The following is a 24,193-nucleotide window of genomic DNA, read 5'->3' as shown; positions in this document are numbered from 1 at the left end:
CGCCGCTCAGGTGGGCCGCGCGGTGGCCCGCTCGTCCAGCCACACCGCCTCCCACCGTCTGCACACATCGCCGAAGAGTGGTCGGGGTCTTGTCTACCGTGTGAGCCGTACTGGATCATCGTGGCTCCAGGCGTAGCAGGGCGTAGCGGAAAGAGACGCGGAGCGCGTATGCACTCATCCACGGTCGCGCACCTCCTGCTCTCTGCCCGCGCCGAGGACGAACCGCACCGGTGTGCGCTCGCGGTCGCCGGGGGCGCGTCCCTGACCTTCGGTCAGTGGCGGAACGGCGCCTGGCGGGTGGCCGCAGCGCTCGGTGAGCTAGGTGTTCGCCCTGGTGACCGGGTCGGGCTCGCGTTCGACGAGGCCGACTGGGACGGCTTCGCGGTCGCCTGCTTCGGGGTGCTGGCCGCGGGCGGCGTCGCGGTGCCGCTCTCCAACCGGATGTCGGCGGAGGCCACCGCACGGGTACTGGCCCATTGCGAAGCGGTCGGGGTCGTGCACGGCGGTGAGGCACCGGCCGCCGGATGGGCCGCGCCCGTGGATGAGCTGGTCGGAGCCGAACCCGTGGCCGAGCCGGTGCCGGTGCGTCCGGGCGACCCGGCTCAGATCCTCTACACCTCCGGCACCACCGGCGCACCCAAAGCGGTGCTCGCTTGCCACGCGAACCTCACACACGGCTGGGCGGCCCGGCCGAGGCAACGGCCGCTGGCCCACTCCCGACACTTCCTGCACAGCTTCCCACTCGGAACGAATGCGGCGCAGACGATGCTGTTCAACGCACTGGGTGCGGCGCCGACGGCGGTGATGGTGCCCCGCTTCCGGCCGGACGACTTCCTCGCTCTGGTCGAAGGTTACGCGGCGGGGACGGTCTTCCTCGTCCCCGCCATGGCCGCCGAGTTGGTGGCCGGCACGCACGCGAGCGTGCCGGGCGTGCAACTGGTCGGCTGCACCGGGGCGGCCCTGCCGCCGCCCGTCGCCGAGGCGCTCACCGCGAAGTTCCCCGGCGCCACGGTGGTGAACTACTACACCTCGACCGAGGCGGCGCCCGCCCAGACCACGATGGTGTACGACCCTGCGCGGCCCACCTCCGTCGGGCGGCCGAGTGCCGGACAGATCGAGATCCGTGACCCGGACGGCCGTCCACTACCACCCGGCGCGGCAGGTGACGTGTGGCTCGCCTCTCCCACCACGACGCGCACCTACCTCGACGACCCGACGGGCAGCGCAGTCGTGTTCCGTGACGGCTGGACGCGGATGGGTGACGTGGGCCGTCTGGACGCCGACGGGTACCTGCATCTGCTCGACCGGGAGAGCGACGTGGTGCAGGTGGGTGGCTTCAAGGTCGCCACGATCGGGGTGGAGGCGGTGCTGTTCGCACACCCGGACGTCGCCGACGCCGCGGTGCTCGGCGTGCCGCATCCCGTGCTCGGCGCGACGGTCGCCGCGGCCGTGGTGGCAAGGAACGGCGCCCGCTTGGACATCGGTGATCTGCGGGCCTTCGTCCGGGCCCGGATGACCGAGGCCGAGGTGCCCACCAGGATCGTCACGATGCAGGAGCTGCCCCGCAACGACGGGGGCAAGGTGCGTAAGCGCGATCTCCTGGACGTGTTCACCGCGCCGGACACCACTCCCCTGCGCACCGCGGACGAGCGGAAGCTCGGTGCGTTGTGGGCGAAGGTGTTGTCGGTGCCGGAGGTTGCAGCGGACGCGAATTTCTTCGCGCTCGGCGGTGACTCGTTCCGCGCCGCCGAGTTGGCCGCCGCGGTCGCCGAGGCGTTCGGCGTGCACGTGCCGACCACATTCGCCTTCGATGTTCCGGAGTTGGCCGGTCAGGCGGCATGGCTGTCCGAGGTACGCGATGGGGGGTCGACCCGGTGATGCGGGGATCGCAGACACAGCAGGGGATCTGGTTCACGGAGCGGGCGTGCGAGGTCGGAACGGCCTACCACATGCCCCTCGCGGTGCACCTCGACGGTGCGGTGGACGTCGCCGCGTTGCGTACCGCCGTGGACACGGTGCTCAGTCGGCATCCGCTGTTGTGCCAGGCCGTGGTGGACCGCGACGGGGTGCCGCAACTGGTACCCGCGGCGACACCCCCCTCGCTGTCCGAGGTGGACGGCGACCCGGCCGACGTGCTCCGGCGGGAAACACTGCGTCCGTTCGACGTGGCGACGGGCCCCCTGTGCCGGTTCACGCTCGTCCGGCGGCCGGGCGGAGTCACCCTGATCGTGGTCGCGCACCACATCGTGTTCGACGGCGGTTCCAAGGACGTGCTGGTTCACGACCTCGCGGCCGGCTACCGCGGCATGCTCGACAGCGAGCCGGTGCCGTTCGTGACCGACGAGGACGATCGGCTCGCGTCGGCGCTTCCCGCAGCCAGGGAGTTCTGGAGCGAACACCGGCACGGCCACGCCGACCTGGTGCTGCCGGGCTTGCGGCACGGCACCGACGAACCGGCGGCAGGCAGCGTGGCGGTCGACCTCGGCGGCCGGCTCCCACAAGCCGCGGCGGCGCTCGGCGTCACCACGTTCGAACTGTTGCTGACCTCGTGGTTCGCGCTGCTGCACCGCTACGGCAACGACGACGCGGCCGTCGGCGTCGACCTCGGCACCCGGACCGACGGAAGCGGGACCGCGATCGGGCCGTTCGTGAACGAACTGCCGGTCCGCGTCGGACGGCACGGTACGTTCCGCGAGCTCGCCACCGCAGTGCGGGCCCGGCTGCGGTCGACCTACCCGTTCCGTGCCGTGCCGCTCGGCCGCGCGGTGCCGGGGCTCGCACCTCGGCCGGCCGTGGCACCCACGTCGATCAGCTACCGCAGGCGCGCGGGCGATCCGGTGTTCGACGGTCTCACCGCGGCGGTCGACTGGGCGCTCCCCTCCTACGCCGTCCGCGCCACCTTGCATCTGCAGGTGGTCGACGGCTCCGCCGGGCCCGTCGCGAACCTGCAGTACCGCACCGACCGTCTCGACCATGTCGCGGCCGCTCGGCTCGCCGCGGATCTCGGTGCGCTGCTCGCCGATGTCGTGGACCGGCCGGACGCCCAACTGTCCGCCGTGCACCCACCGGTGACGGTCACCGAGGGGCCGGTCCTACCCGTCCCGGACGCCACCGTCCGGGACCTCTTCACGGCCGGTGCGGCCGCCACCCCGGACGCGGTCGCGGTGGTGGGACCGGACGGCACACGGGTGACGTACGCCGAGCTGGACTCCTGGTCCGGGCGGATCGCCGCCGGCCTTCGCCACACCGGCGTGCGGCCGGGCACGCTGGTCGGCCTGAGCCTGCGGCGAGGCCCTGCGATGATCGCCGCCGTGCTCGGCGTGTGGCGGGCGGGAGCCGCGTACGTACCACTCGACCCCGGCCACCCCGTCGAGCGGCTGTCGTTCATGCTGCAGGACAGCGGCGCGGAGCTGCTGCTCACCGAGCGCCGGTTGGCCCCCGTCGCGGGAGCGCCCGTGTGGTACGTCGAGGACGCGCCCGCCGACGCGACGGAACCGGCGCCGAATGCCACGGCGGACGGGCTCGCCTACGTCATCTACACGTCCGGCTCCACCGGGCGTCCCAAGGGTGTCGCGGTGCCGCACCGCGCGCTCGTCAATGTGCTGCTCGCCGTCGGCGACGTGGTCGGAGCCGCGCCCGGTCACCGGTGGTTGGCGCAGACCTCGCTGTCGTTCGACATCAGCGGCATCGAGCTGTTCCTGCCGCTCGTCACCGGTGGCCGGGTGGTGCTGGCCGGCGACGGCGCCGGACGTGACGGTGCACGGCTGGCCGAGCTGGTCGACGACGAGGGCGTGACCCATGTACAGGCCACCCCGACCGGGTGGCGGGTGCTGCTGGACACCGGCGTTCGCTGGCCGGCGGTGACGGCCCTGGTCGGCGGCGAGGCGCTGCCACTGCCGCTCGCCCGCGAGCTTCGCCGGAGGGTGCGGCGGCTGCTCAACATGTACGGGCCGACCGAGACCACGATCTGGTCCACCTGCTGGGAAGTGCCGGCCGACCCCGCGTCCGTCTCGCTCGGGCGGCCGCTCGCCAACACCCGTGTCTCCGTGCGTGACGACGGCGGCGTGCCCGTGCCCGACGGCGTGGTCGGTGAGCTGTGGATCGGTGGTCTCGGCGTGGCCGCCGGCTATCCGGGCCGAGACGACCTCACGGCGGATCGATTCCCAGCCGGCTCAGGGGCACGTCACTACCGGACCGGCGACCTGGTGCGACGGCACCGGGACGAGTTGGAGTTCGTCGGCCGGGCGGACACCCAGGTGAAGGTGCGTGGCCACCGCGTCGAACTGGGTGAGATCGAAGCCCGGCTGACCGAGCACCCGACGGTGCGCGCGGCTGCCGTGGTACTGCGTGGCGACGACCTCGTCGGCTACGTCGAGGGCGCGACAGAGACTGCGGAGCTCCGTGCGCACCTGGCGCGGACCCTGCCCGACCACATGCTCCCGGTACGCTTCGTGCCCGTGTCGGACTGGCCGATCACCCCCAACGGCAAGCTCGACCGGGCCGCGCTGCCCGAACCGCCGGCGGCCGAGCCGGCCTTGGCCACCACCGACGACGGGCTGCTCGCGCGGATCGGGGACATCTGGCGGGAGGTCCTCCGGGTGGATGACGTCGGACCCGACGACGACGTGTTCGACCTCGGCGGTCACTCCCTCACGATCACGCAGATCGCGTCCCGCGTCCGCGACCGGCTCGGCGTCGACGTGCCGCTCGACCAGTTCTACGACGCGCCGACCCTCGCGGAGATCACCGCCGTCGTGGCCAAGTTGCGCGGGGACGAGGAATGCTGAGCCGAACCGACACGCAGGCGCCCGCATCCCCCGCCCAGCACCGCATGTGGTTCCTCGACCAGCTGACCCCCGGCGACCCCGCCTACCACATGTTCCTGGCCGACCGGCTGCATGGACCGCTCGACGTCACCGCCCTGCGCCACGCCGTCGACGCCGTGGTGGCGCGGCATGAGGTCCTCCGCACCCGGTTCCCCGCCCCGGACGGACAGCCGCGCCAGGAGGTCATGCCCTCCGCACCGGTGCCGATCGAACAAGTCGACCTGACCGGGCTGCCGTCGGCGGACCGGGAGGACCGGGCGAAGGATCTGGTCGCCGAGCGTACGAACGCCCCGTTCGACCTCGCCGCCGCACCGCCGCTGCGGGTCACGCTGTTCCGGCTGGACGACGAGGACCACATCCTGTGCCTGGTGCTGCACCACATGATCGCCGACGGCTGGTCCCTGTACGTGTGGCGGCGTGAGCTGACCGCGCACTACGCAGCCCACCGGAACAGCACGGCGCCGGACGTACCCGAGCTCTCCCTGCAGTACGCCGACGTCCCGCACGAGCAGAGCGACGCCGAGTCCCTGGCGTACTGGACCGAACGGCTCGCGGGCGTACCACCGCTGGACCTGCCGACCGACCGTCCGCGCCCGGCCGTGGTCGACAGCGCGGCCGGCGTCGTCACGTTCCACATGGACGAAGAAGTGGCGGCCGGGGTGTCCAGGCTTGCGCGACGGTGCCGTGCGACACCGTTCATGGTGCTGTTCGCCGCGTGCCACACGCTGCTCGCACACCTCAGTGGGCAGCGGGACTTCTGCGTCGGTGTTCCGGTCGCCGCCCGCGACCGGGTGGAACTCGAGCCGATGGTCGGGCCCTTCGCCGGGATGCTCGCCCTGCGGCCGGACCTGTCCGGGGACCCGACCTTCGCCGAACTGATCGTCCAGGTGCGGAAGGTGGCGCTCGGCGCGTTCACCCATGGCCAGGCGCCGCTGGAGCAGCTGGTCGACACACTGGGTCTGCCGCGCGACCTCAGCCGGAACCCGCTCTACCAGGCCGTGTTGGCGCTGCATACCGCCGGCAGTGGCTACGGTGACGACGCCGGGCTGCCCGGTGTCACCACCACGCCGTTCCCCCACGGATGCTACCGCGCCAAGGTGGACCTGGCGCTCGAGTTGTGGCCGCGACCGGACGGACTGCACGCCGAACTGACCTACCGCACCGACCTGTTCGACCACGGCACCGCCGAGTGCATGGCCGAGAGGTTCATGGCACTGGTGTCCGCGGCGGTCGCCGATCCGGACGTCCGGTTGTCGGCACTGTGGCCGTCCGGTGGGGACACCGAGCCGGATTCCGAGGCCGAGGTGCCGGACGCGACCGTCGTCGACCTCGTGCGGGAACAGGCACGGCGGTGGCCCGACGCGACCGCGGTGGAGTGCGGCGACACCCGGATCGGCTACGCCGGGCTCCTCACGCTGGCCGAGCGGGTGGCGACGGGGCTGGCGCGCGAGGGGGTCGCGAGGGGCGACGTGGTGGCGGTCCGGCTGACCCGGTCGGCGGAGACGGTGGGCGCGCTGCTCGGGATCATGCTGGCCGGTGCGGCGTACCTTCCGGTGGACCCCGACTATCCGGCCGCACGCATCGCTTACGTGCTGGCCGACTCCGGCGCGCGAGTGGTGCTCACCGACGACTGGATGCGGCGGCTCCGCGAGGGCGGGCCACCCGGGCAGTCCGGACAGTCCGGACAGTCCGGCGATACCGCATACCTCATCTACACGTCCGGATCGACCGGACGGCCCAAGGGAGTGGTGATCCCTCATCGTGCGCTGACCAACCTTCTGGTCGGCATGCGGCGGCTGCTGGACGCCGGACCGAACGACGTGTGGCTGGCCGCCACGTCACTGTCGTTCGACATCTCGGCGCTGGAGCTGTTCCTCCCTCTGGTGAGCGGTGGCCGGGTCGTGGTGGCCGACCGCGGCACGGCCCGTGACGGCGGCGCGCTCGCCCGGCTGGTCCGCGCCCGCCGTGTCACCCACGTCCAGGCGACCCCGTCCGGGTGGCGCACCATGCTCGACGGCGGCATCGACGCGACGGCGGTCTGCGCGCTCGTCGGCGGCGAGGCGCTCCCTCTGGCGCTCGCCGGGGAGCTGCGGGCCCGGGTCGCCCGGCTGCTCAACGTGTACGGGCCGACCGAGACCACGATCTGGTCCACGTCATGGGAGGTGCCGCAGGACCCCATGCGTGTGTCGATCGGTCTGCCGCTCCCCAACACCCGGGTGTCCGTCGTGGACGGCGAGTTGCTGATCGGCGGTGCCGGACTCGCGGTCGGCTACCACGGCCGGCCGGAGCTGACCGCGGAGCGGTTCGTGTCCGATGCGGACGGCGCACGGTGGTACCGCACGGGCGACCGGGTCCGGCGGCGTCCGGACGGCGAGTTGGAGTTTCTCGGCCGACTCGACGACCAGGTCAAGGTACGGGGCCACCGAGTGGAACCGGGCGAGATCGAGGCCGCGCTGGAGACGCAGCCGTCGGTCCGCCGGGCCGTCGTGGTGGTGCGCGACGACCGCCTGGTCGCCTACGTCACCGGGTCCGCGACCGGAGTCCTCACGCGCGTCGCCGAGGTGCTGCCCGCATACCTCGTGCCGGACGCCGTGGTGGAGCTCGACAAGCTGCCACTGACCCTCAACGGCAAGGTGGACCGCAAGGCCCTGCCCGTCCCCGGCCGCGTGGTGTCCCGCGGCGGGCCGCCCCGTACCGCGGCCGAGCGGAGGGTGGCGGCGGTGTTCGCCGAGGTGCTGACGGTCGAGACCGTTGGCGTCGATGACGACTTCTTCGCACTCGGAGGCCACTCGCTGCTCGCGACGAAGGTCGCCGCCCGGCTCGGCGCGTTCCCGGTGCGCACCCTCTTCACGCATCCGACCGTGGCCGCGCTCGCGGCCACGCTCACGGAGCACGCCCCTACCGAAGGGCCCCGGCCACGCGGCGACCGACCTCCGCCGCTCTCCCCCGCACAGGAACGTCTGTGGTTCCTGCACCGGCTCGATCCCGCCGACGCCTCGTACACGATGTACCTCGTCAGGCGGTTGCGCGGCCCGCTCGACGTCGCCGCGTTCGAACGCGCCTGCACCGAACTCGTGGCCCGGCACGAGGTGCTGCGTACGCGCTTCCCTGACGACGACGGGCGCCCGGTCGCCGTCGTGGAGCCACCGGCACCGGTGCGGGTCGAGCACCTCGAGGCGGCCGACGACGAGGGGGCCCATCGTTTCGTGGCCGAGCGGGTGAACGCCGCACTGGACCTGGCCGAGGCTCCACCCGTGCGGTTCACGTTGATACGGGTCGACGCGCACGAGCACGTGCTGTGCATAGTGCTGCACCACATCGTCGCCGACGGCTGGTCGCTCGCCACCATGCTGGCCGAACTGTCCACCCTGTACTCCGGCGGGCAGCTTCCGCCGCTACCCGTGCAGCACGGCGACGTCGCACAGTGGCAACGGGAACGGGACAACGGCGCGGAGCTCGCGTACTGGCAGGCGCAGCTCGCCGACCCCCCGGTGCTCGAACTTCCCGCCGACCGGAGGCCCGAGGACACGCCCACGCCGGGCGAGTTCCAGTCCCGGCGCGTGTCGCTGGAGGTGACCGAGGCGCTGGAGCGCATGTCACGGGAGCGGGGCGTCACGCTGTTCATGACCCTCCTCGCCACCTACCAGCTGCTCCTCGCGCGGCACACCGGGCAGCGTGAGGTGCTGGTCGGATCGCCGACCGCCGGCCGTGACCGGGTCGAGCTCGAGCCGCTCATCGGCTATCTCAGCAACACGGTGGTACTGCGCGGGACGCTGCGCGACGGCGACTCCTTCGCCGACCTGTTGCATCGCACGCGCGACACCGTGCTGGAGGCCATGGCTCACCAGGAGGTACCGTTCGAGGAGCTGCTGACGACACTCAGGATCCGGCGGGACCTCGACCGGACACCGCTCTTTCAGACCATGGCCGTCCTGCACAGCCAGGACACCGACCAGGACGCCTTCGGTGACCTGCAGCTCGAACCGTTCGACTCCGGCTACCGGCAGGCGAAGTTCGATCTCATGCTCGAGGCGTGGCGGCGGCCCGACGGCTTGTTGCTGGCATTCACCTACGACACCGGGAAGCTCGCCGAGGGGACGGCGGCCGCGTTGGCCGACCGGTTCGTCACGCTGCTGGAGGGCGTCGTCGCGACACCGGCGGCCCCGCTGACGGACCTGCCGGTGCTGACCACCGCCGACCACGAGCGCCTCACCGGCCTCGCCGGCGCCGTGCCGACGGATGACGACGCCCTGCCGGCGGATACGGTCCCGGACCTCATCACAACGTCCGCACGGGCGCACACGAACGGGACGGCCGTGGTGTGCGGCGCCGTGGAAATCAGCTACCCCGAGCTCGACAGGCGCGTCGATCGGCTCGCCGCGACGCTGCAGCGGGACGGCGTGGTCCGGGGCGCCGTCGTCGCCGTGTCCCTGCCCAGATCCGTCGACGCGATCGTGGCGCTGCTCGCCGTATGGCGGGCGGGCGGAACATACCTGCCGCTCGACCCCGAGCTCCCGCCCGCACGCATGACACGGCTCGTCATGGACAGCGGCGCGGTGCTGGTGGTGGACGAGAAGTACCGGTCGGCCGACTCGGACCGTCCGTGCGAGCCCGTCGAGCTCGGGCCGCGTGACGCCGCCTACGTCATCTACACGTCCGGCTCCACCGGCGCGCCGAAGGGGGTGGTGGTCGAGCACGGCGGCCTCGCCGCCCGGGTCCGGTGGATGCGGGACGCCTACGGACTCTCCCCCGCCGACCGGGTCGTCCAGTTCGCATCCCTGAGCTTCGACACACATGCCGAGGAGATCTACCCGGCGCTGGTGGCCGGCGCGGCCGTGGTGCTCCTGCCCGGTGGCGGCACCCGGCTGCCCGAGCTGCTGTCGCAGCGGCGCGACATCACCCTCCTCGACCTGCCGACGGCCTACTTCCACCAGCTGGTCGACATGGTGGACGACGTGCCGTGGCCGGACGGACTACGGCTCGTGGTCATCGGCGGCGAGCAGGTGCGCGCGGCCGCCGTGGCACGGTGGCGGCACCGGTTCGGCGATCGCGTCCGCCTGCTGAACACCTACGGTCCGACGGAGACCACGATCGTGGCCACGGCCGGCGAGCTCCACGACGACGTCCACATCGGGCGGCCGATCGCAGGCACAACCGCCCGAGTGCTCGACGAGCACGGCCGGTTGGCGCCGCCCGGCGCACCCGGCGAGCTGGCCATCGGTGGCGCCGGGGTGGCGCGCGGCTACCTCGGCCTGCCGGCACCGACCGCGGCGCGCTTCGTCCCGGACCCGTGGGGGCCACCGGGAGCGCGCCTGTACCGGACGGGCGACCGTGTGCGGTGGCGGCCGGACGGCGCGCTGGAGTTCCTCGGCCGCCTCGACGACCAGCTGAAGGTGCGGGGCTTCCGCGTCGAGCCCGGGGAGGTGGAGGCCGCTCTGCTGACCCATCCCGCCGTGCGCGAGGTGTCCGTCACCGCGTTCGGCGAGGCACTGGTCGCGTACGTGGTGACCGATGACGACGCGCTCGAACAGGCTGCGCTGCGCGGCTACCTCGCCGAATTCCTGCCCGCGTACCTCGTTCCGTCCGCGTTCGTGAACCTGTCGACACTGCCTCTGACCTTGAGCGGCAAGGTGGACCGCTCCCGCCTGCCCGCCCCGCGACCGGTACGCACGGGGCGGAGCGCAGGGCCGGGGACCGGCACCGAGCGCGCGATCGCCGACGTCTGGGCCGAGCTGCTCGACATCGAACAGCCGGGCGTCGACGACGACTTCTTCGACCTGGGCGGCCATTCCCTGCTGGCCGTCCGGGCGGTTACCCGCATCGGGCGCGTGGTCGGCCGCCCGGTCGCGGTGATGGACCTGTTCCGGTACCCGACCGTACGGCGGCTCGCCGCGATGATCGACCGCCCGGGCGAGGACGACCGCGATCTGCTGCAGAACCTGACCCCGGACCGCGCGTCGGCGGCCACGACCTACGTCTGTGTGCCCTACGGCGGCGGCAGCGCCGTCGTGTACCAGCCGCTCGCGGAGGGCCTGCCCGAGCACTGTGCGCTGTGGTCGGTGGCGACACCGGGCCACGACATCGGCCTCGCCGAGGAACGCCTGCCGTTCGACGAAGTGGCCGGCCGGTGCACGCGGGAAATCCTCGACAGGATCGGCGGCCCGCTCGTGCTGTACGGCCACTCCGGCGTCGGGGCAGCGCTCGCCGTGGAGATCGCCCGGCGGCTGGAGGCCACCGGGAGGGCCGTCGACGCCGTCTACATAGGCGCGGTGTTCCCGTTCGGACGCCCGGGCACGAAGCGGTTCTCACGCCTCACCCGCCTGGACGCCCTGCGCGGCGACCGCACCTATGCCAACTGGCTCATGTCGATGGGCGTGGACGTGCACGACCTCGAACCGGCGCAGGCCGAGCGGATCGTCCGGAACATGCGGCGGGACACCGAGGCCGCCGAGGAGTACTTCACCGACCTGTTCGCGGAGCCGGCCACGCGGTTGTCCGCGCCGATCGTCGCCGTGGCCGGCGACCGCGACCCTGCGACCGAGTACTACCAGGAACGCTTCCGCGAGTGGCACCTCCTGACCGATGTCGCCGCCGTCGTCGTCCTCGACGAGGCCGGGCACTTCTTCCCGCGTTTCCGGGCCGGCGAGCTCGCCGACATCGTGACGCGCACCCACCCGGCCGTAACAGCGGGCGAACCGGCACCGGCGGGCGAGCACTGGCGACTGCACGCCATCTCCCGGTCGGCGACACCGGTCACGCCACCGGGCCCTCGCCCGAGCATGCGCCGGTTCCTCGCAGTCGCCGCCGGCCAGCTCTTCTCGATGACCGGCTCCGCGCTGACCCAGTTCGCGTTGCCGCTGTGGATCTACCAGACCACCGGTTCCCTGGCCCGGTTCGCGCTGTTCGCGGTGGTGGGCCTGGTGCCGGGCATGCTGGCCGCGCCGCTGGCGGGCGCCATCGTGGACCGGACGTCCCGGCGCGCGGTGATGCTGTGGGGCGACGGCACTGCGGGCAGTGTGCAACTCCTGCTCGGCGTGCTGCTGTGGACGCACAACTTGGCGGTCTGGCACGTCTACCCGCTGTTGGCGCTGCTGTCCGTCGCGCTCGCGTTCCAACGAGTCGCGTACACCTCGGCGGTGCCGCAGCTCGTACCGAAGCGGTACCTGGGGCACGCGAACGGAATCGTGCAACTCGCAGGCGGTACGGCACAGTTGGTGGTGCCGCTCGGGGCCGCCGGACTCATGGCGGCGATCGGGCTCGACGGTGTGCTGGTGATCGACGTCGCGACGTACGTGTTCGCCGTCCTCGTGACGCTGGCCGTACGGTTCCCCGACACGATGCCCTGGCAGCGGAAGGAACCGGTCCTCACGGAGATCTCGGCCGGGTTCGCCTACTCGTGGCGGCATTCCGGGTTCCGTCGGATGCTGCTGTTCTTCGCCTGCCTCAACGTGTTCCTGTCGCCGCTGTTCCTGATGACCTCACCACTGGTGCTGTCGTTCGGCACGCTGTCCGACGTCGGGACGGTGTCGTTCGCCGGCGGACTCGGCGTGGCGCTGGGCGGCATCGTGATGACCGTGTGGGGAGGGCCTCGGCACCTGCGCATGCGGGCGGTGCTGCTGTGCACGTTCGCACTGGCCGCCTGCTCTGTCGTGACCGGAGTGCGGCCGGACCTCGCCGTGATCGCAGTGGGGGCGTTCGGCATGGCGCTGTGGCTCACGCTGCTGAACGGGATCTACAACACGATCGTGCAGGTCAAGGTTCCGCAGCGGTTGCACGGCCGGGTGCTGGCGCTGAACTCGCTGATCGCGTGGTCCACGCTGCCGATAGGCTTCGGGCTGGTCGCACCGTACGGCGGTCGGCTGCTGGAGCCGCTGCTCGCCGACGGCGGCGCGCTCGCGTCGACGGTCGGCGCGCTCATCGGAACCGGGCCCGGGCGCGGAATCGGGTTGCTGTACGTGTTGCTCGGCGCCGCCATCGTCGTGGTCGCCGCCCTCGCCCTGCGCGGCCGGCTGGCGCGGTTCGACGAGGAGGTGGCGGACGCGGCGCCGGACGATCTGGTCGGCCTCGAGACGCTCAGGTCGCGTGCTCACGCACCGCGGTGACCAGAGCGGCCTGCCGAAGGATGGCCTCGCCCGCCGGTGCGAAGTCCGCGCCGTCGAGCACGGTCCTGGCGAACCGTTCCGCGATGTTGACGAACGGCCGGTCCGGCGGCAGCGCCACCTCCCGCACGCCGTCCTCGCCTTCGATGCGTACGATCGGGGCCAGCTCGTCGGGCGGAGTGAACGCCCTGCCCAGACTGAGCCGGCCACGGCTGCCCCACAACGCGTAGGTGTTGCGGTAGGCGTGTTCGAAGCCGAACGACAACTCGGCGGTCACGCCTCCCGGGGTGGACAGCAGCGCGCTGCCGGCGACGTCGACACCGTGGCGGGGGTCGTGCCGCAGCACCGAGCCGACGACGGTCAACTCGGGCCCGAGGAACAGCTGTGCCGCCCTGATCGGGTACACGCCGAGATCCAGCAGCGCGCCGCCACCGAGGTCGGCGCTGTATCGCACGTCCCCGTCGGGCCGAGGCGGGACACCGAACGCGCTGCTGAACGACCTCGGTTCGCCGATCACGCCGTCCGCGACCATGGCCCCGACGGCCGCGTGCTGGCTGTGGTGGAGGAACATGAAGCTCTCCATCAGCAGCAGCCGTGCGTGCCGCGCCTGCTCGACCAGGGACACCGCCGTCGCGTGATCGGGGACGAGTGCCTTCTCCGACAGCACATGCTTGCCGGCGGCGAGCGCCGCCCCGATCCACCGGGCGTGCAAGCCGGTAGGCAGCGGGATGTACACGGCGTCGATGTCCTCGCGGGCGAGGAGTCGCTCATAACCTGCCACGGGCACGAGGCCGAACTCCTCGGCCGTACGTGCAGCCGTGGCCCCATCCCTGCTGGCCACCGCGACCGGCTCGATGCTGGGCGCCGCCAGCAACGCGGGCAACATCCGCCTCCGGGCGATCGAGGCCGTACCGAGCACACCGAACCGCAAACGCTTCATGACCGCCTTCCGCCCGCCATCGCGAGACCCGCGAGCAGGCTGCGCGCCTGCACGTTGAGGTAGTAACTGTGCCGCAGCAGCCCGGTCAGTGCGGCGAGGTCTGCCCAGCGGAAGTCGGCCCCCACGTCCGACGGCACGGTCTCACCGGCGTCCACCACCAGGTAACGGCTCTCGGCGTGCCAGAGCCGGCCGCCCTCCTCGGAGAGGACCGTGTCGTACCACACCCGCCCCGGGGCGGCGGCGAGCGCCAGCACGGCCGACAGCAGGGGCTCGTCCTGGCCGGTGCCGGTCTGTACGGTCGGCCCCAGCTCAGCCACGTCCCGGCAGCCGATCTCCGGCCTGGCCCGAACGAGCAGCTGGGTGCGGCCGGCCGTGGTGGTGCGCGCGAGGAACGCGACCACGCCCGGAGCTTCGGGTGCCAGCAGCGGCTGGGTCCACGCGGTCGCCTCCCGGTTGGGCGCCGTCACCGACACCGCGAGCACCGTGAACCCGGTCCCGTCCGTGCTGCGCAGTTCCGTCGGGGTGCGCAGCCAACCGGGCACGGTGTCCAGCCCGACGAGCGCCGTCGTCCGGTCGTGCCGAGCCTTCATCTCGGTGAACCAGTTCAGCAACGCGGGGTCGGCTTCGAGCGCGTGCCGGCCCAGCAGGCACGCAAGCACCGTGCGCGTGTCCATGTTCACCAGGTTCGGGACGGTGAGCAGCGTGCCGACCTCGGACAGCGGAACCCACCGGAAGTCGTCGTGCACCGGCACGTCCTCGTCCGTCTCCACGATCACGTTCCGGTTGCGCTTGCGGTGGAACCACGCGCCGTGCTCGGACTGAAGCGTGTCGACAAGCACCCGTCCTCGGCCCGGGTCGGCGAAGTAGTCGAGGTAGCGCACCGGCGCGCCGCGATGCACGCGGGTGTAGTTGCTGCGGGTGGCCTGCACGGTCGGCGAAAGCTGCACGGTGTTGACGTTGCCCGGCTCCATCTTCGCCTGCAGCAGGCAATGGGGCGCCCCGTCGATCCGCTTGACCAGAAGACCGAGCACGCCGATCTCCGGCTGATGCAGGACCGGTTGCACGTCCGCACCCGAGCGAGCGCCGCACACGGTGAAGAAGCGGCCGCTGCGGTGGCCGAGATCGCCGGTGCCGGGATCGAACCGCCACTCGTCGAGCTCCGCGAACGGGATGCGCCGCACGGTGAACCGGTGCGCCCGGCACCGCCCTGCCCACCAGTCGGCGAAGTCCCCGTCGAGCACGGTCGACGTGCGCGCCGTCATCGGCACCCGGCTCACCACCCGCTCCTGGTCCCGACGATGGTGTCGCCGTCCGCCGCAGCCACGATCAGCCCTTCCAATCGGCGCAGGAATGCCGGAAGCCGCTCGTGAGGCAGGGCCGCGCCGTTCGCCAGCAGGGAAAGCGTCACGGCGTCTGCGTCGTCGGTGATGGCGAGGTAGCGCGTCAGCCCGGGCAGCCGGAAAGGCTCACCCCAGCGGAAGGTGCTCGCCACCGGGCTCGTGGCTGTGGCCAATCGCGGCCGCGCGCTCGCCCGGAGGTCGTTGACCAGCACGGAAAGGTCGGGCCTGGTGCCGCGGTCTGCGGTGATCTCGGCAACGAGCGGCCGCACCGCCGCCGGGTCGTAGCGGCTGTGGCGGGCCGCTCGGCGGTAGTCCTCCCAGGTCCGCGTCACCACCGCGTCGAATGTCTCACCCGACACCTCGACCGGCACGAACATGTCCATCGCGAACGGTGCCACGCAGGCCATCTCGGCCGGTGTCTGCCGGTTGTGACTGATCGTCTTGAGCACGTGCCGCCCGGCGCCCAGGGCCACCGCGGCCGCCGCCAGGTACACAACCGCCGCCGTGGTGCGGCAGCGTGCCGCCACCGTCCGCGCAGCCGGGTCGACGATGGCGGAGCGGAGCTCGCCCAGGTGCCACGCGTCCGGGTCGGGGGTCGCGCCGGGCGGCTCGGTCGGCGCCGTCAGCAGTACCTGTCGCACGTGCGCCAGCGCATCCGCCTGCCGCGTGACGCTGTCCGGCGCCGCCTCCACCTCGGCCTGCTCCACCGGCTGCCTGGCCGTTGTCGCGCGGGTCCGCCCGGGTGCACGCAGCAACGAATTCAGGTCGTCGACGACGAGGTTGGCCGCCCACGCGTCCACGGCCAGGTGAGACAGGCACAGGACCACGGAGCGCGGCCGGTCGCGCCGGGACACCACGGCGACGCGGATCCCCCACTCGGTCGCGACGTCGAACGGGTCGGTGGCCAGTGCGGCACGCGCGTCCGCGATGCTGTAGCACGCCCGCACCGCGAGCGTACCCGCGCCGTCCACGACCTGCTCCCGTGAGCCGCCGGGAAAGCGCGTCCGCAGCGTCTCGTGCCGGCACACGAGGGCATGCACGGCGTCGCACACGGCATCGAGGTCCGCGCCGGGCGGCACCGGCACCACCCGGTCGATGTTGTAGGTGTAGTCGGCGTCGGCGCTGCGCTGGGACAGGCTCTCGAGGACGATCCGCTGCCCAAGGGTGAGCGGGCCCCGCGCGGTGCGCAGACCGTCGAAGCTCAGCAGGGTCATGGCAGCACCCGGAGGTACGCGACCGTGGCGTCGTCATGCCGCTTCACCCGGGGGTGGCGCACGCCGTCCGGGTCCGCCGCCTCCAGCTCACGGACCGCCGCGACGAGACCGTAAGGACCGCGTGAGGCGAGCAGAGCGAAGGTGTCCGACCAGCTCCACACTCCGCAGTCCACCGGCCATGATGCGCCGTCGGTGCACACCACCGCCCGGCGTAACCCGGCTCTGGGAAGTGTCGCCGTCGTGGCCCGTCGGGCGACGTCCGGGTCGGCGGCGGCCACCCAGAAACCACCGGGCCGGTTGCACGCGGTCTCCCGCTCGGCGAGCAGGCCGGCCACGGCAGCCGCGTGCGCGGCGGTACCGATGTGGTGCCCTGCCAGGCCCGCCCCGACCAGACCGGCTCGTGCCTCGGCGTGCCGGTCGACGACCACATGCAGGCCGTCCGCACCCAGGTCGACCGCGATCGCGACGTCCGCCAGTGACAGCAGGTCCACACTGTCCGCGCCGATGCGTAGCACCCCGACCGCCGCCGATGGCGTGTCGGGATGGGCGAGATCGCAGTCGCGGTGACGGGCCGCCACCGTATGGATGGCCGACGCCAGCCCGTCGGCCAGCAGGACGTCGTCGGCGGCGACCGCCGCCAGCGTCGCTGAAGCCAACTGCCGGGCGTACCAGGCGACGCCGTGCCGGCACCCGCCGGCCGGCAGGCCGACGCCGTCCACGACGACCATCGCCGAGGGCCCGAGCGCACCATGGTCCTCGCTGCCCTCGTCGGTACGGCCCGGCGCCGGCACGCAGGCGAGGCCGGCCTCGACGATCACCGGAGGATGTCCCGCAGGGACGAACGGTCCCGGCGCAGCGTCTCGTCCTCGATGAGGTCGGCCTCGACCCGGCCGCCGGCACAGACCGGACCGGCGAGCACGAGCCGCTCCGGCGCACTGCCGAGCACGGCGATGTGCTCGCCGCCGTCCGTGCCGGCACCCGTGCCGACCCGCACGACGAGCCCGAGTTCTGGATCGGCGTGCGCGGCCCGCACTCGCTCCGGGCTCAGTCCCGCCTCGGCGAGGATCAGCTCCTGGGCCGCCGTGACCGGCCGGGCCTCCAGTCCTTCGGTGAACGCGGGGCCGATGCGTTGCAGCAGCGCGAGCTTCGCGACGCGGCGGTACACCGGGGAGTCGCATGCGCTGAGGAATCGGGTCAGCACCTCGGTCTGCGCGACATCCTTGTCGAACAGTGACGAGTAGCTGGCCGCTCGCACCCGGTAGACGTAGGTCGCCTCGTCCGGCTTGGACACCATCGCGCCGGCCGCCACCAGCCGCAGCCACAGATCCCAGTCCTCGCCGTACCGCGTCCGCCGGTAGCCTCCGATCTCCTCGTACAGCTTCCTCGGGTACATCGCGCCGACGAGCACGTAGTTGGTACACAGGAGCTGGGCGAGCTGGTCGCCGGGCAGCGGGAACCGTGCCTTCGGGTAGTCGGCCTGCTGCCACGGTCCCCGTCCGGTCCAGGTGAGCGGGCGGGGGCTGACCAGACCCGGGCGACGGGTGTACGCCTCACACATCACCTCGACGTGGTGCGGGGCGAACATGTCGTCGGCGTCGAGCTGCATGACCAGATCCGTGGTGAGCTCCGCGATCCCGGCCCGCCGACCGCCCCAGATGCCCGTCCGCCGACCGGTACCGATCACCCGCAGCGGCAGGACCGAGGTCCAACGGCGGGCGTGCGCGGCGGTGTTGTCGTCGGAAGAGTCGTCGACCACCACGATCTCGTCGACCGGAACGGTCTGCGTGGCGAGGGACCCGAGTGCCTGGTCGAGGTACTCGACGGAGTTCATCGCGGCGATGACGACACCCACGCGGACGGTCACCGGCCCACCGCCTCGGCCACGGGCAGGTAGCGGTCCAGCACGTCCCGGTAGTACTCGGGGCCGAAGCCGTAGCCGACCACCTCGGGTACCAGCGCGCGCAGCCGGTCGATGCCGATCTCGGCCTCCTCCGGTACGTCCACGACCGTCGAGACCGGCCGCAGACCGAGCCGGTCGGCGATGTGCGCAACTATCCGCTCGACCGGAACGGCCGTCCCGGAGGCCACGTTCACCACCTCGCTCGCCGCTCCCGTCGTCAGCAGGGAATCGACGATGGCGGCGACGTGTGCGACGTCCACCAGATCGCGACGGGCGCCCCGCCGGATCCCCACCCGGCCGGTGCGGACCTGGGCGACGAGCGCAGGAACGACTTGGTGCGGTGGCTGGTGCGGGCCCACAGGGTAGGCGAGCCGCAGGATCAGGTGATCCACGCCGCTCGCCCGGACGACCGCCTCCATGGCGAGTTTGTGCCGCCCGTACGCGGAGCACGGGAACACCGGCCCGGACTCGCGAAGGAGCGGCCCCGGCCGCCCGTAGAGCCCGACCGACGACGTCGACAGGTAGACCAACCGGCCCCCGTCGGCACGGCACTCCGCCACGGTGGCGTACAACCGCTCCGCGTCCCGCGCGAAGGCATCGGCGTCACTGACGTCGCCACCCGACGGCCCGGCGGCGTAGATCGTGACGCCCGGATGCACACCCGGCTGACCGGCCAAGTTCCGGGCGAGGAACCCTGAACCAATGATCCTCATCCCGGCAAGATATCCACCGGACAGAATGCGAACAAGTGTCTCGTCCACCGCCCTGCGGTGAACCTTGAACAGTGTCCACCGGGCACACCCCGAGTTCAGGACACCCGGTTCACGAGCGGCTGCGCGAACGCAGTTCCCGCCCATGTCGCGGTCCCGGTGAGCCGGCAACTCGGGACTGAGCGGCCGCCGTCGTCGCGGGAGACGCGCGACGCCGGCCGCCTGCCCGACCACCGACAGCTCGCCGGGACGGACAGCGGCCGGAAGGGCACTGCGACACAACTGACGGGGGGCCGTCGGCAGCGACGGCGACGACCCGCAGGTGGAGCGTCACTCGACGCTGCGCGAGCCCCGGGCCGGACATACCGGCCGGACGGATACTCTCGATCGACGGGATACGCGGGCACCCCGCGACAGGAGGTGTGCGAGCGAATGCAGGCACCTGGCCACATCCGGCGCGGGCAGCCCCTCGCATGGTTGCGTACCCACGATCCGGAGTTGGCCGCCACCCGCAGAGCCGCACGCACTGCACTGGTGATGCCGACGCTGTTCGCCTTCTGCAGTCAGGTGCTCCACTCGCCGACGATGGCGACCTTCGCAGCCTTCGGCACGTTCTCGATGCTGCTGCTGGTGGAGTTCACCGGCCCGATGGTGCAGCGGCTGCGCGCTCACCTGGGTCTCACGATGGCGTGGGTGGTGCTCATCTGCCTCAGCACGCTCGTGGCCGACAGGACCTGGCTCGCGGTCGTCACCACCGTCGTGGTCGGCTTCCTGGTGCTCTTCTCCGGCGTGGTCAGCTCCGTCCTCGCGGAGGCGACGACCGCTCTGCTGTTGGCCTTCGTCCTGCCGGTGGCCACACCCGCACCACTGTCCCAGCTGCCCGAGCGACTCGCCGGAGCGGGCCTTGCGGCGGTCGGCGCCATGCTCGCGATCTCCCTCCTGTGGCCCCGGCCCGCCACCGATCCGCTCGGTCCGCACGCCGCCCGGGTCTGCCGGACCGCCGCGGCACAACTACGCGCCGACGCCGACCGGCCGGCCGGAGAGCCTGACGAAGCGGGGGTCCGGCGGTGCAAGGACACCGCCGATCAGGCCGTCGCAGCGGCAGCCGATCTCCGTACCGCCTTCGACGCCACCCCCTATCGGCCCACCGGGCTGTCCACCAGCTCCCGCGCCCTGGTCCGCCTGGTCGACGAACTCACCTGGCTGAGCACCATCGTGGCCGAGAGCAGTCCCCCGCACAGCGGTCGCCCGACCTGCGATCCCGAGGCACACGCCGTTCGACAGGGTGCCGCCGCGGTGCTCGACCAGGCGGCCGACCTGCTCGACGTACCGTACGGCGCACCCGACGCGCTCCGAACCGCCTCCGGCGACCTGCGCGAGGCCATGACCGCCATGGAACGCAGCGCGACCACCCGACTGCCCATGAACCTGCCCGGGTCCGGCGCGAAGTGGGAGCCCCGCGCCTTCATCGCAACCCTGGACCTGTCATTCCGGGCCCAGGAACTGGGTTTCGCAACCATCCAGATCGCAAGAAACGTGGACCTGGCAGCGGCGGCCGAACGACGCAGCTGGCCGGATCGGCTGCTCGGCCGCGAGCCCGGCGCCCTGGCTCGACCACTGGCCTCGGCCCGCGAGCGGGCAGCCGCGCATCTCCGACCGAACTCGGTCTGGCTGCACAACAGCCTCCGGGGAGCGGTCGGCCTGGGCATCGCGGTCGCCCTCGCCGACCTGACGAGCGTTCAGCATTCGTTCTGGGTACTTGTGGGGACCCTCTCCGTGCTGCGTTCGAACGCGCTCAACACCGGGCAGAACGCGGTCCGCGCGTTGGGCGGCACGATCGCGGGTTCGCTCATCGGGGCCGGACTGCTGCATCTCATCGGCCACCACGGCACCCTGCTCTGGTTGCTGCTGCCGCTCGCCGTACTGATCGCCGGCATCGCCCCCTCAGCCATTTCCTTCGCGGCCGGCCAGGCGGCTTTCACCATCACCCTGGTGATCATGTTCAACATCGACCAGAACCCGGACTGGCACATCGCGCTGCTGCGGATCCAGGAAATCGGCATCGGCTGTGCGGTAAGCGTCCTGGTGGGTCTGTTCTTCTGGCCGCGCGGCGCTGCCGCAGCCGTCAACCAGGCCCTCGCCGAGGCGTACACGGACAGCGCCCGGTATCTGGCCGGGGCGGTGGACTACGCGGTCAGCCGCTGCAATTCCGGGCCTGCACCGGCCGACGCCCCGCTGCAGGAGAGACGCCAGGCGGCGGCTTCCGCCCGAAGACTCGACGACGCCTTCCGCAGCTACCTCGCCGAACGCGGTCCGAAACATGTGCCGCTGGCGGACATGACCGCTCTGGTCACCGGCGTCGTCGGACTGCGCCTCGCCGCCGACGCCGTGCTCGGGCTGTGGCAACGCGGCAGCGAACAGCGCACCGAAGCGGACCGGACCGAAGCCCGCCTCGTACTGCTGGACATCGCGGGTCGGGTGTCCGGCTGGTACCGCGACCTGGCGGCCGGCCTCGGCCGCAACACCTCGCTCCCGGATCCGCTGCCGCGCAGTCCTGCCGCCGAGGCTCGCCTGGTCCACTCCCTCCGCCACGACCTGCGTGACGAGAACGGGCCGGCCGCGGCCACGGCCGTACGCATCATCTGGACGGCCGACCACCTCAACGCCGCCCGCCGCCTCCAGCCGGCACTGGCAGCGGCGGCGAGGCCGGGCAGTCCGTCCTGACTCAGGACAGCCCACTCCAACTGCCCTTCCGAGCAGGCCGCCCGCTCGCCGCAGTCATGCAGTGGCCGCACGGACAACCGCTCCCTCGCGCATCCTCGATCAGGCATCCAGGGATGGGCGGGACACATCTCTGGCATTGTCCCGGTAGTCACGGCGAGGTGTGCACCGCTCCGGTGCAGGGACCGCCAGAGGGAGGGCCGGATGAATGGCGTCGGTCGCGGACAGGTGCTGGTGGTGGACGACGACCCGGCGATCCGGCGTTCGTTGGAGAGGGGACTGCGGCTGGCCGGATTCGCGGTAGTCCTTGCCGGAGGAGGGCGGCCCGCTCTGGCCCATGTGCGCCGGGAACGGACCGATGTGGTCGTCCTCGACATTTCCATGCCCGATCTCGACGGAATCCAGGTGTGCCGGGCCCTGCGCGAGGACGGCAACGACCTGCCCGTGCTGATGCTGTCGGCGCTGGACGAGACGGCGGACCGCATCGCCGGGCTGCAGGCGGGTGGCGACGACTACCTGATCAAGCCCTTCTCGCTGCAGGAGTTGGTACTGCGGCTGGATGCTCTGCTACGCCGGCGGCCGCCCAGGAACACGGACACGGTCCGCGTCGGCCGTCTGGTGCTGGAACCGGCCTCCCGTGAGGCATGGTTGGACAGCGAGCTGCTGGCACTGACCCGGCGCGAGTTCGAGCTGCTGGAGGTCCTCGCGCGCAATGCGGGGATCGTACTCACCCGGGACCAGTTGCTGGAGCGTGTCTGGGGCTACGACGTCGAGGTGCGTACAGATGCCGTCGACACCTTCGTCAGCTATCTGCGGCGCAAGCTCGAGAACGGCGGCCGGGCGCGGATCATCCATACCGTGCGGGGAGTCGGTTTCGTCCTGCGCCCGGACAGCGGGGGTGGGAACGCGTGAAGCTGGCCACGCGCATTGCGCTCGCCGTCGGTGCCACCGTGCCGGTGCTGGTGCTGGCGGCGGGATGGCTGTTGCTCCTGCTGGTCGCCCATGACCTGCACGCCGAGCAGGACGCTCATCTACGAGAGCGCGCCGACGCAGCCGCCGTGAACGCCCGCCAACTGTTGCGGGTCACCGCTGCCGACCGTCCCGCAGCGGTCGAGCAGGCCCGTGAGCGGCAGTTGTACGCCTCCGGTCTGGATGTCGGCATCCGGCTGACAGGACCGCACGGCACCGTTTCGGGCGGCCCGCAGCCCGACGCCTCCGTGCCCCTGCCGACCCGTGCACGGACGCCGGTCACCGTCGAGGACGGGGCCAGGAGCTGGCGGGTGCTGTCGGTCCGTGTGCAGGGCTCGCGCCCCGGCGTCCGGGGCACACTGTGGCTGTTCTCCCCCGACACCGCGAGCAAGGACCAACTGGCTCTCGTACGCCGACGCGTGGTGACCGTGGCGCTGCTGGCAGCCGTGACGTCCGGTCTGATGGCGTTGGCTGTCGCCTCACGGGCCGGCCGCCCGCTGCGCCGACTGCAACAGCGCACCAGCGGCCTCGATCCGAGGGTGGACGCGGCGAGGCTCGACCACACACGGACCGGGGTCATCGAGGTGGACGACCTGGCCCGGACTCTGCAGACCGTGCTGGCGCGCTACGACGAACAGGCCGCGCGGACCACGGAAGCCCTGACGACCGCCCGGTCGTTCGCCGCCGCCGCGGCCCATGAACTGCGCACCCCGCTGATGAGCATGCAGACGAACCTGGAGATCCTCGCGCACCATCCCGACCTCGCATCGGCGGACCGGGACGAGGTCCTGGGAGATCTCCAGGCCGAGCACGCGCGGCTGCTGGGTCTGCTGGTGATGCTCAGGGAGCTCGGACGGGGCGACCTGGTCGAGGCCGATGCCTTCGGCCCGGTGGACCTCACCGAAGTGATCGACGCCTCCGTGGCCGACGCCAGGCGCAGGTATCCCACGGCGGAGATCACCGTGCCGGTCATGCCGCGTCTGAGCGTGCACGCATGGGAGCCCGGGGTGCGGACCATCATCGACAACCTCCTGGCCAATGCCCTGGTTCACGGCCGGAGCGGGGACGGACGCGCACGAGTGGAACTGGGCCTTCGAGCAGGCGGACACCCCACGGGATCGACAGCAGTGCTGACGATCGACGACCGTGGCCCCGGCATCCTTCCTTCGCAGCGTGACGCCGTGTTCCGTCGCTTCGAGCGCGGTGCTGACAGCCCAGGCTCCGGACTCGGCCTGACCCTGGTCGCGCAACAGACCGCCCTGCACACAGGCCGCGTCCGGATCCAGGACTGCCCCGGCAGCCGGGGCACGCGGATCGAGGTCCGGCTCCCCGTGCGAGACAGCAGGCGGACCGACATCCCCTTGCCGGCCGAGCGGGACTGGCTGATCACAACCGCCGGGCGCCCACAAGGTTTCCACAAGGACGGCTCCTAACTTCTCCGCATGCGCGGGCACATGGGACCTGCGCCCCTTCC

12 protein-coding genes are annotated in these 24,193 nt (G+C 72.0%); 6 read left to right on the top strand and 6 right to left on the bottom strand.

The window, feature by feature from the left end; genetic code table 11:
* The first annotated feature begins 168 nt into the window (after nt 1–168).
* The 3 genes from OG963_RS38690 to OG963_RS38680 are packed head-to-tail and all read left to right on the top strand — an operon-like array spanning nt 169 to nt 12,928.
* A complete protein-coding gene (locus OG963_RS38690) occupies nt 169–1,878 on the top strand; it encodes a non-ribosomal peptide synthetase (RefSeq protein ID WP_319325670.1) in 1,710 nt (569 codons plus the stop codon).
* Nucleotides 1,878–4,787: an amino acid adenylation domain-containing protein gene (locus OG963_RS38685; RefSeq protein ID WP_371799935.1), complete on the top strand. Its 2,910-nt coding sequence runs from the start codon at nt 1,878–1,880 to the stop codon at nt 4,785–4,787. The genes OG963_RS38690 and OG963_RS38685 overlap by 1 nt, the downstream gene beginning before the upstream one ends.
* The gene (locus OG963_RS38680) at nt 4,781–12,928 is read left to right on the top strand and encodes an amino acid adenylation domain-containing protein (protein WP_371799934.1); all 8,148 of its coding nucleotides are present in this window, start codon (nt 4,781–4,783) and stop codon (nt 12,926–12,928) included. The genes OG963_RS38685 and OG963_RS38680 overlap by 7 nt, the downstream gene beginning before the upstream one ends.
* On the opposite strand, the gene OG963_RS38675 is transcribed toward OG963_RS38680, so the two are convergent.
* From OG963_RS38675 to OG963_RS38650, 6 genes are read right to left on the bottom strand one after another with little or no spacing between them, the layout of a single operon-like run.
* On the bottom strand, nt 12,900–13,865 hold the full coding sequence (locus OG963_RS38675; RefSeq protein ID WP_093929832.1) for a Gfo/Idh/MocA family protein: 966 nt from the start codon (nt 13,863–13,865) through the stop codon (nt 12,900–12,902). The two genes, OG963_RS38680 and OG963_RS38675, sit on opposite strands and share 29 nt — an antisense overlap.
* Nucleotides 13,862–15,142, bottom strand: coding sequence for an NDP-hexose 2,3-dehydratase family protein (locus tag OG963_RS38670; protein ID WP_256223545.1), 1,281 nt, complete (start codon nt 15,140–15,142; stop codon nt 13,862–13,864). Before OG963_RS38670 ends, OG963_RS38675 begins: the two co-directional genes overlap by 4 nt.
* Nucleotides 15,139–16,419 (bottom strand): condensation domain-containing protein, encoded by a 1,281-nt coding sequence (locus tag OG963_RS38665; protein ID WP_319325679.1) that lies wholly within the window; start codon nt 16,417–16,419, stop codon nt 15,139–15,141. The genes OG963_RS38670 and OG963_RS38665 overlap by 4 nt, the downstream gene beginning before the upstream one ends.
* Nucleotides 16,416–17,237, bottom strand: a complete 822-nt coding sequence (locus tag OG963_RS38660) for a hypothetical protein (RefSeq protein WP_093929830.1) — start codon at nt 17,235–17,237, stop codon at nt 16,416–16,418. Before OG963_RS38660 ends, OG963_RS38665 begins: the two co-directional genes overlap by 4 nt.
* On the bottom strand, nt 17,234–18,283 hold the full coding sequence (locus OG963_RS38655; RefSeq protein ID WP_093929829.1) for a glycosyltransferase family A protein: 1,050 nt from the start codon (nt 18,281–18,283) through the stop codon (nt 17,234–17,236). The genes OG963_RS38660 and OG963_RS38655 overlap by 4 nt, the downstream gene beginning before the upstream one ends.
* Complete coding sequence (locus OG963_RS38650) at nt 18,280–19,032, bottom strand: NAD-dependent epimerase/dehydratase family protein (RefSeq protein ID WP_319325682.1); 753 nt, start codon at nt 19,030–19,032, stop codon at nt 18,280–18,282. Before OG963_RS38650 ends, OG963_RS38655 begins: the two co-directional genes overlap by 4 nt.
* A 429-nt stretch (nt 19,033–19,461) precedes the next feature.
* On the opposite strand from OG963_RS38650, the gene OG963_RS38645 reads away from it, so the two are divergent.
* From OG963_RS38645 to OG963_RS38635, 3 genes are all read left to right on the top strand, one after another.
* Nucleotides 19,462–21,753: an FUSC family protein gene (locus OG963_RS38645; protein ID WP_319739431.1), complete on the top strand. Its 2,292-nt coding sequence runs from the start codon at nt 19,462–19,464 to the stop codon at nt 21,751–21,753.
* Between the two features lie 201 nt (nt 21,754–21,954).
* The gene (locus tag OG963_RS38640) at nt 21,955–22,662 is read left to right on the top strand and encodes a response regulator transcription factor (RefSeq protein ID WP_093929826.1); all 708 of its coding nucleotides are present in this window, start codon (nt 21,955–21,957) and stop codon (nt 22,660–22,662) included.
* Nucleotides 22,659–24,152, top strand: coding sequence for a sensor histidine kinase (locus OG963_RS38635; protein WP_371799933.1), 1,494 nt, complete (start codon nt 22,659–22,661; stop codon nt 24,150–24,152). The genes OG963_RS38640 and OG963_RS38635 overlap by 4 nt, the downstream gene beginning before the upstream one ends.
* The last annotated feature ends 41 nt before the right edge of the window (nt 24,153–24,193 follow it).

This window comes from Streptomyces sp. NBC_01707 (assembly GCF_041438805.1).
In the GTDB taxonomy this organism is placed as follows: domain Bacteria; phylum Actinomycetota; class Actinomycetes; order Streptomycetales; family Streptomycetaceae; genus Streptomyces.
This window is presented reverse-complemented; position numbering and strand designations above follow the sequence as displayed.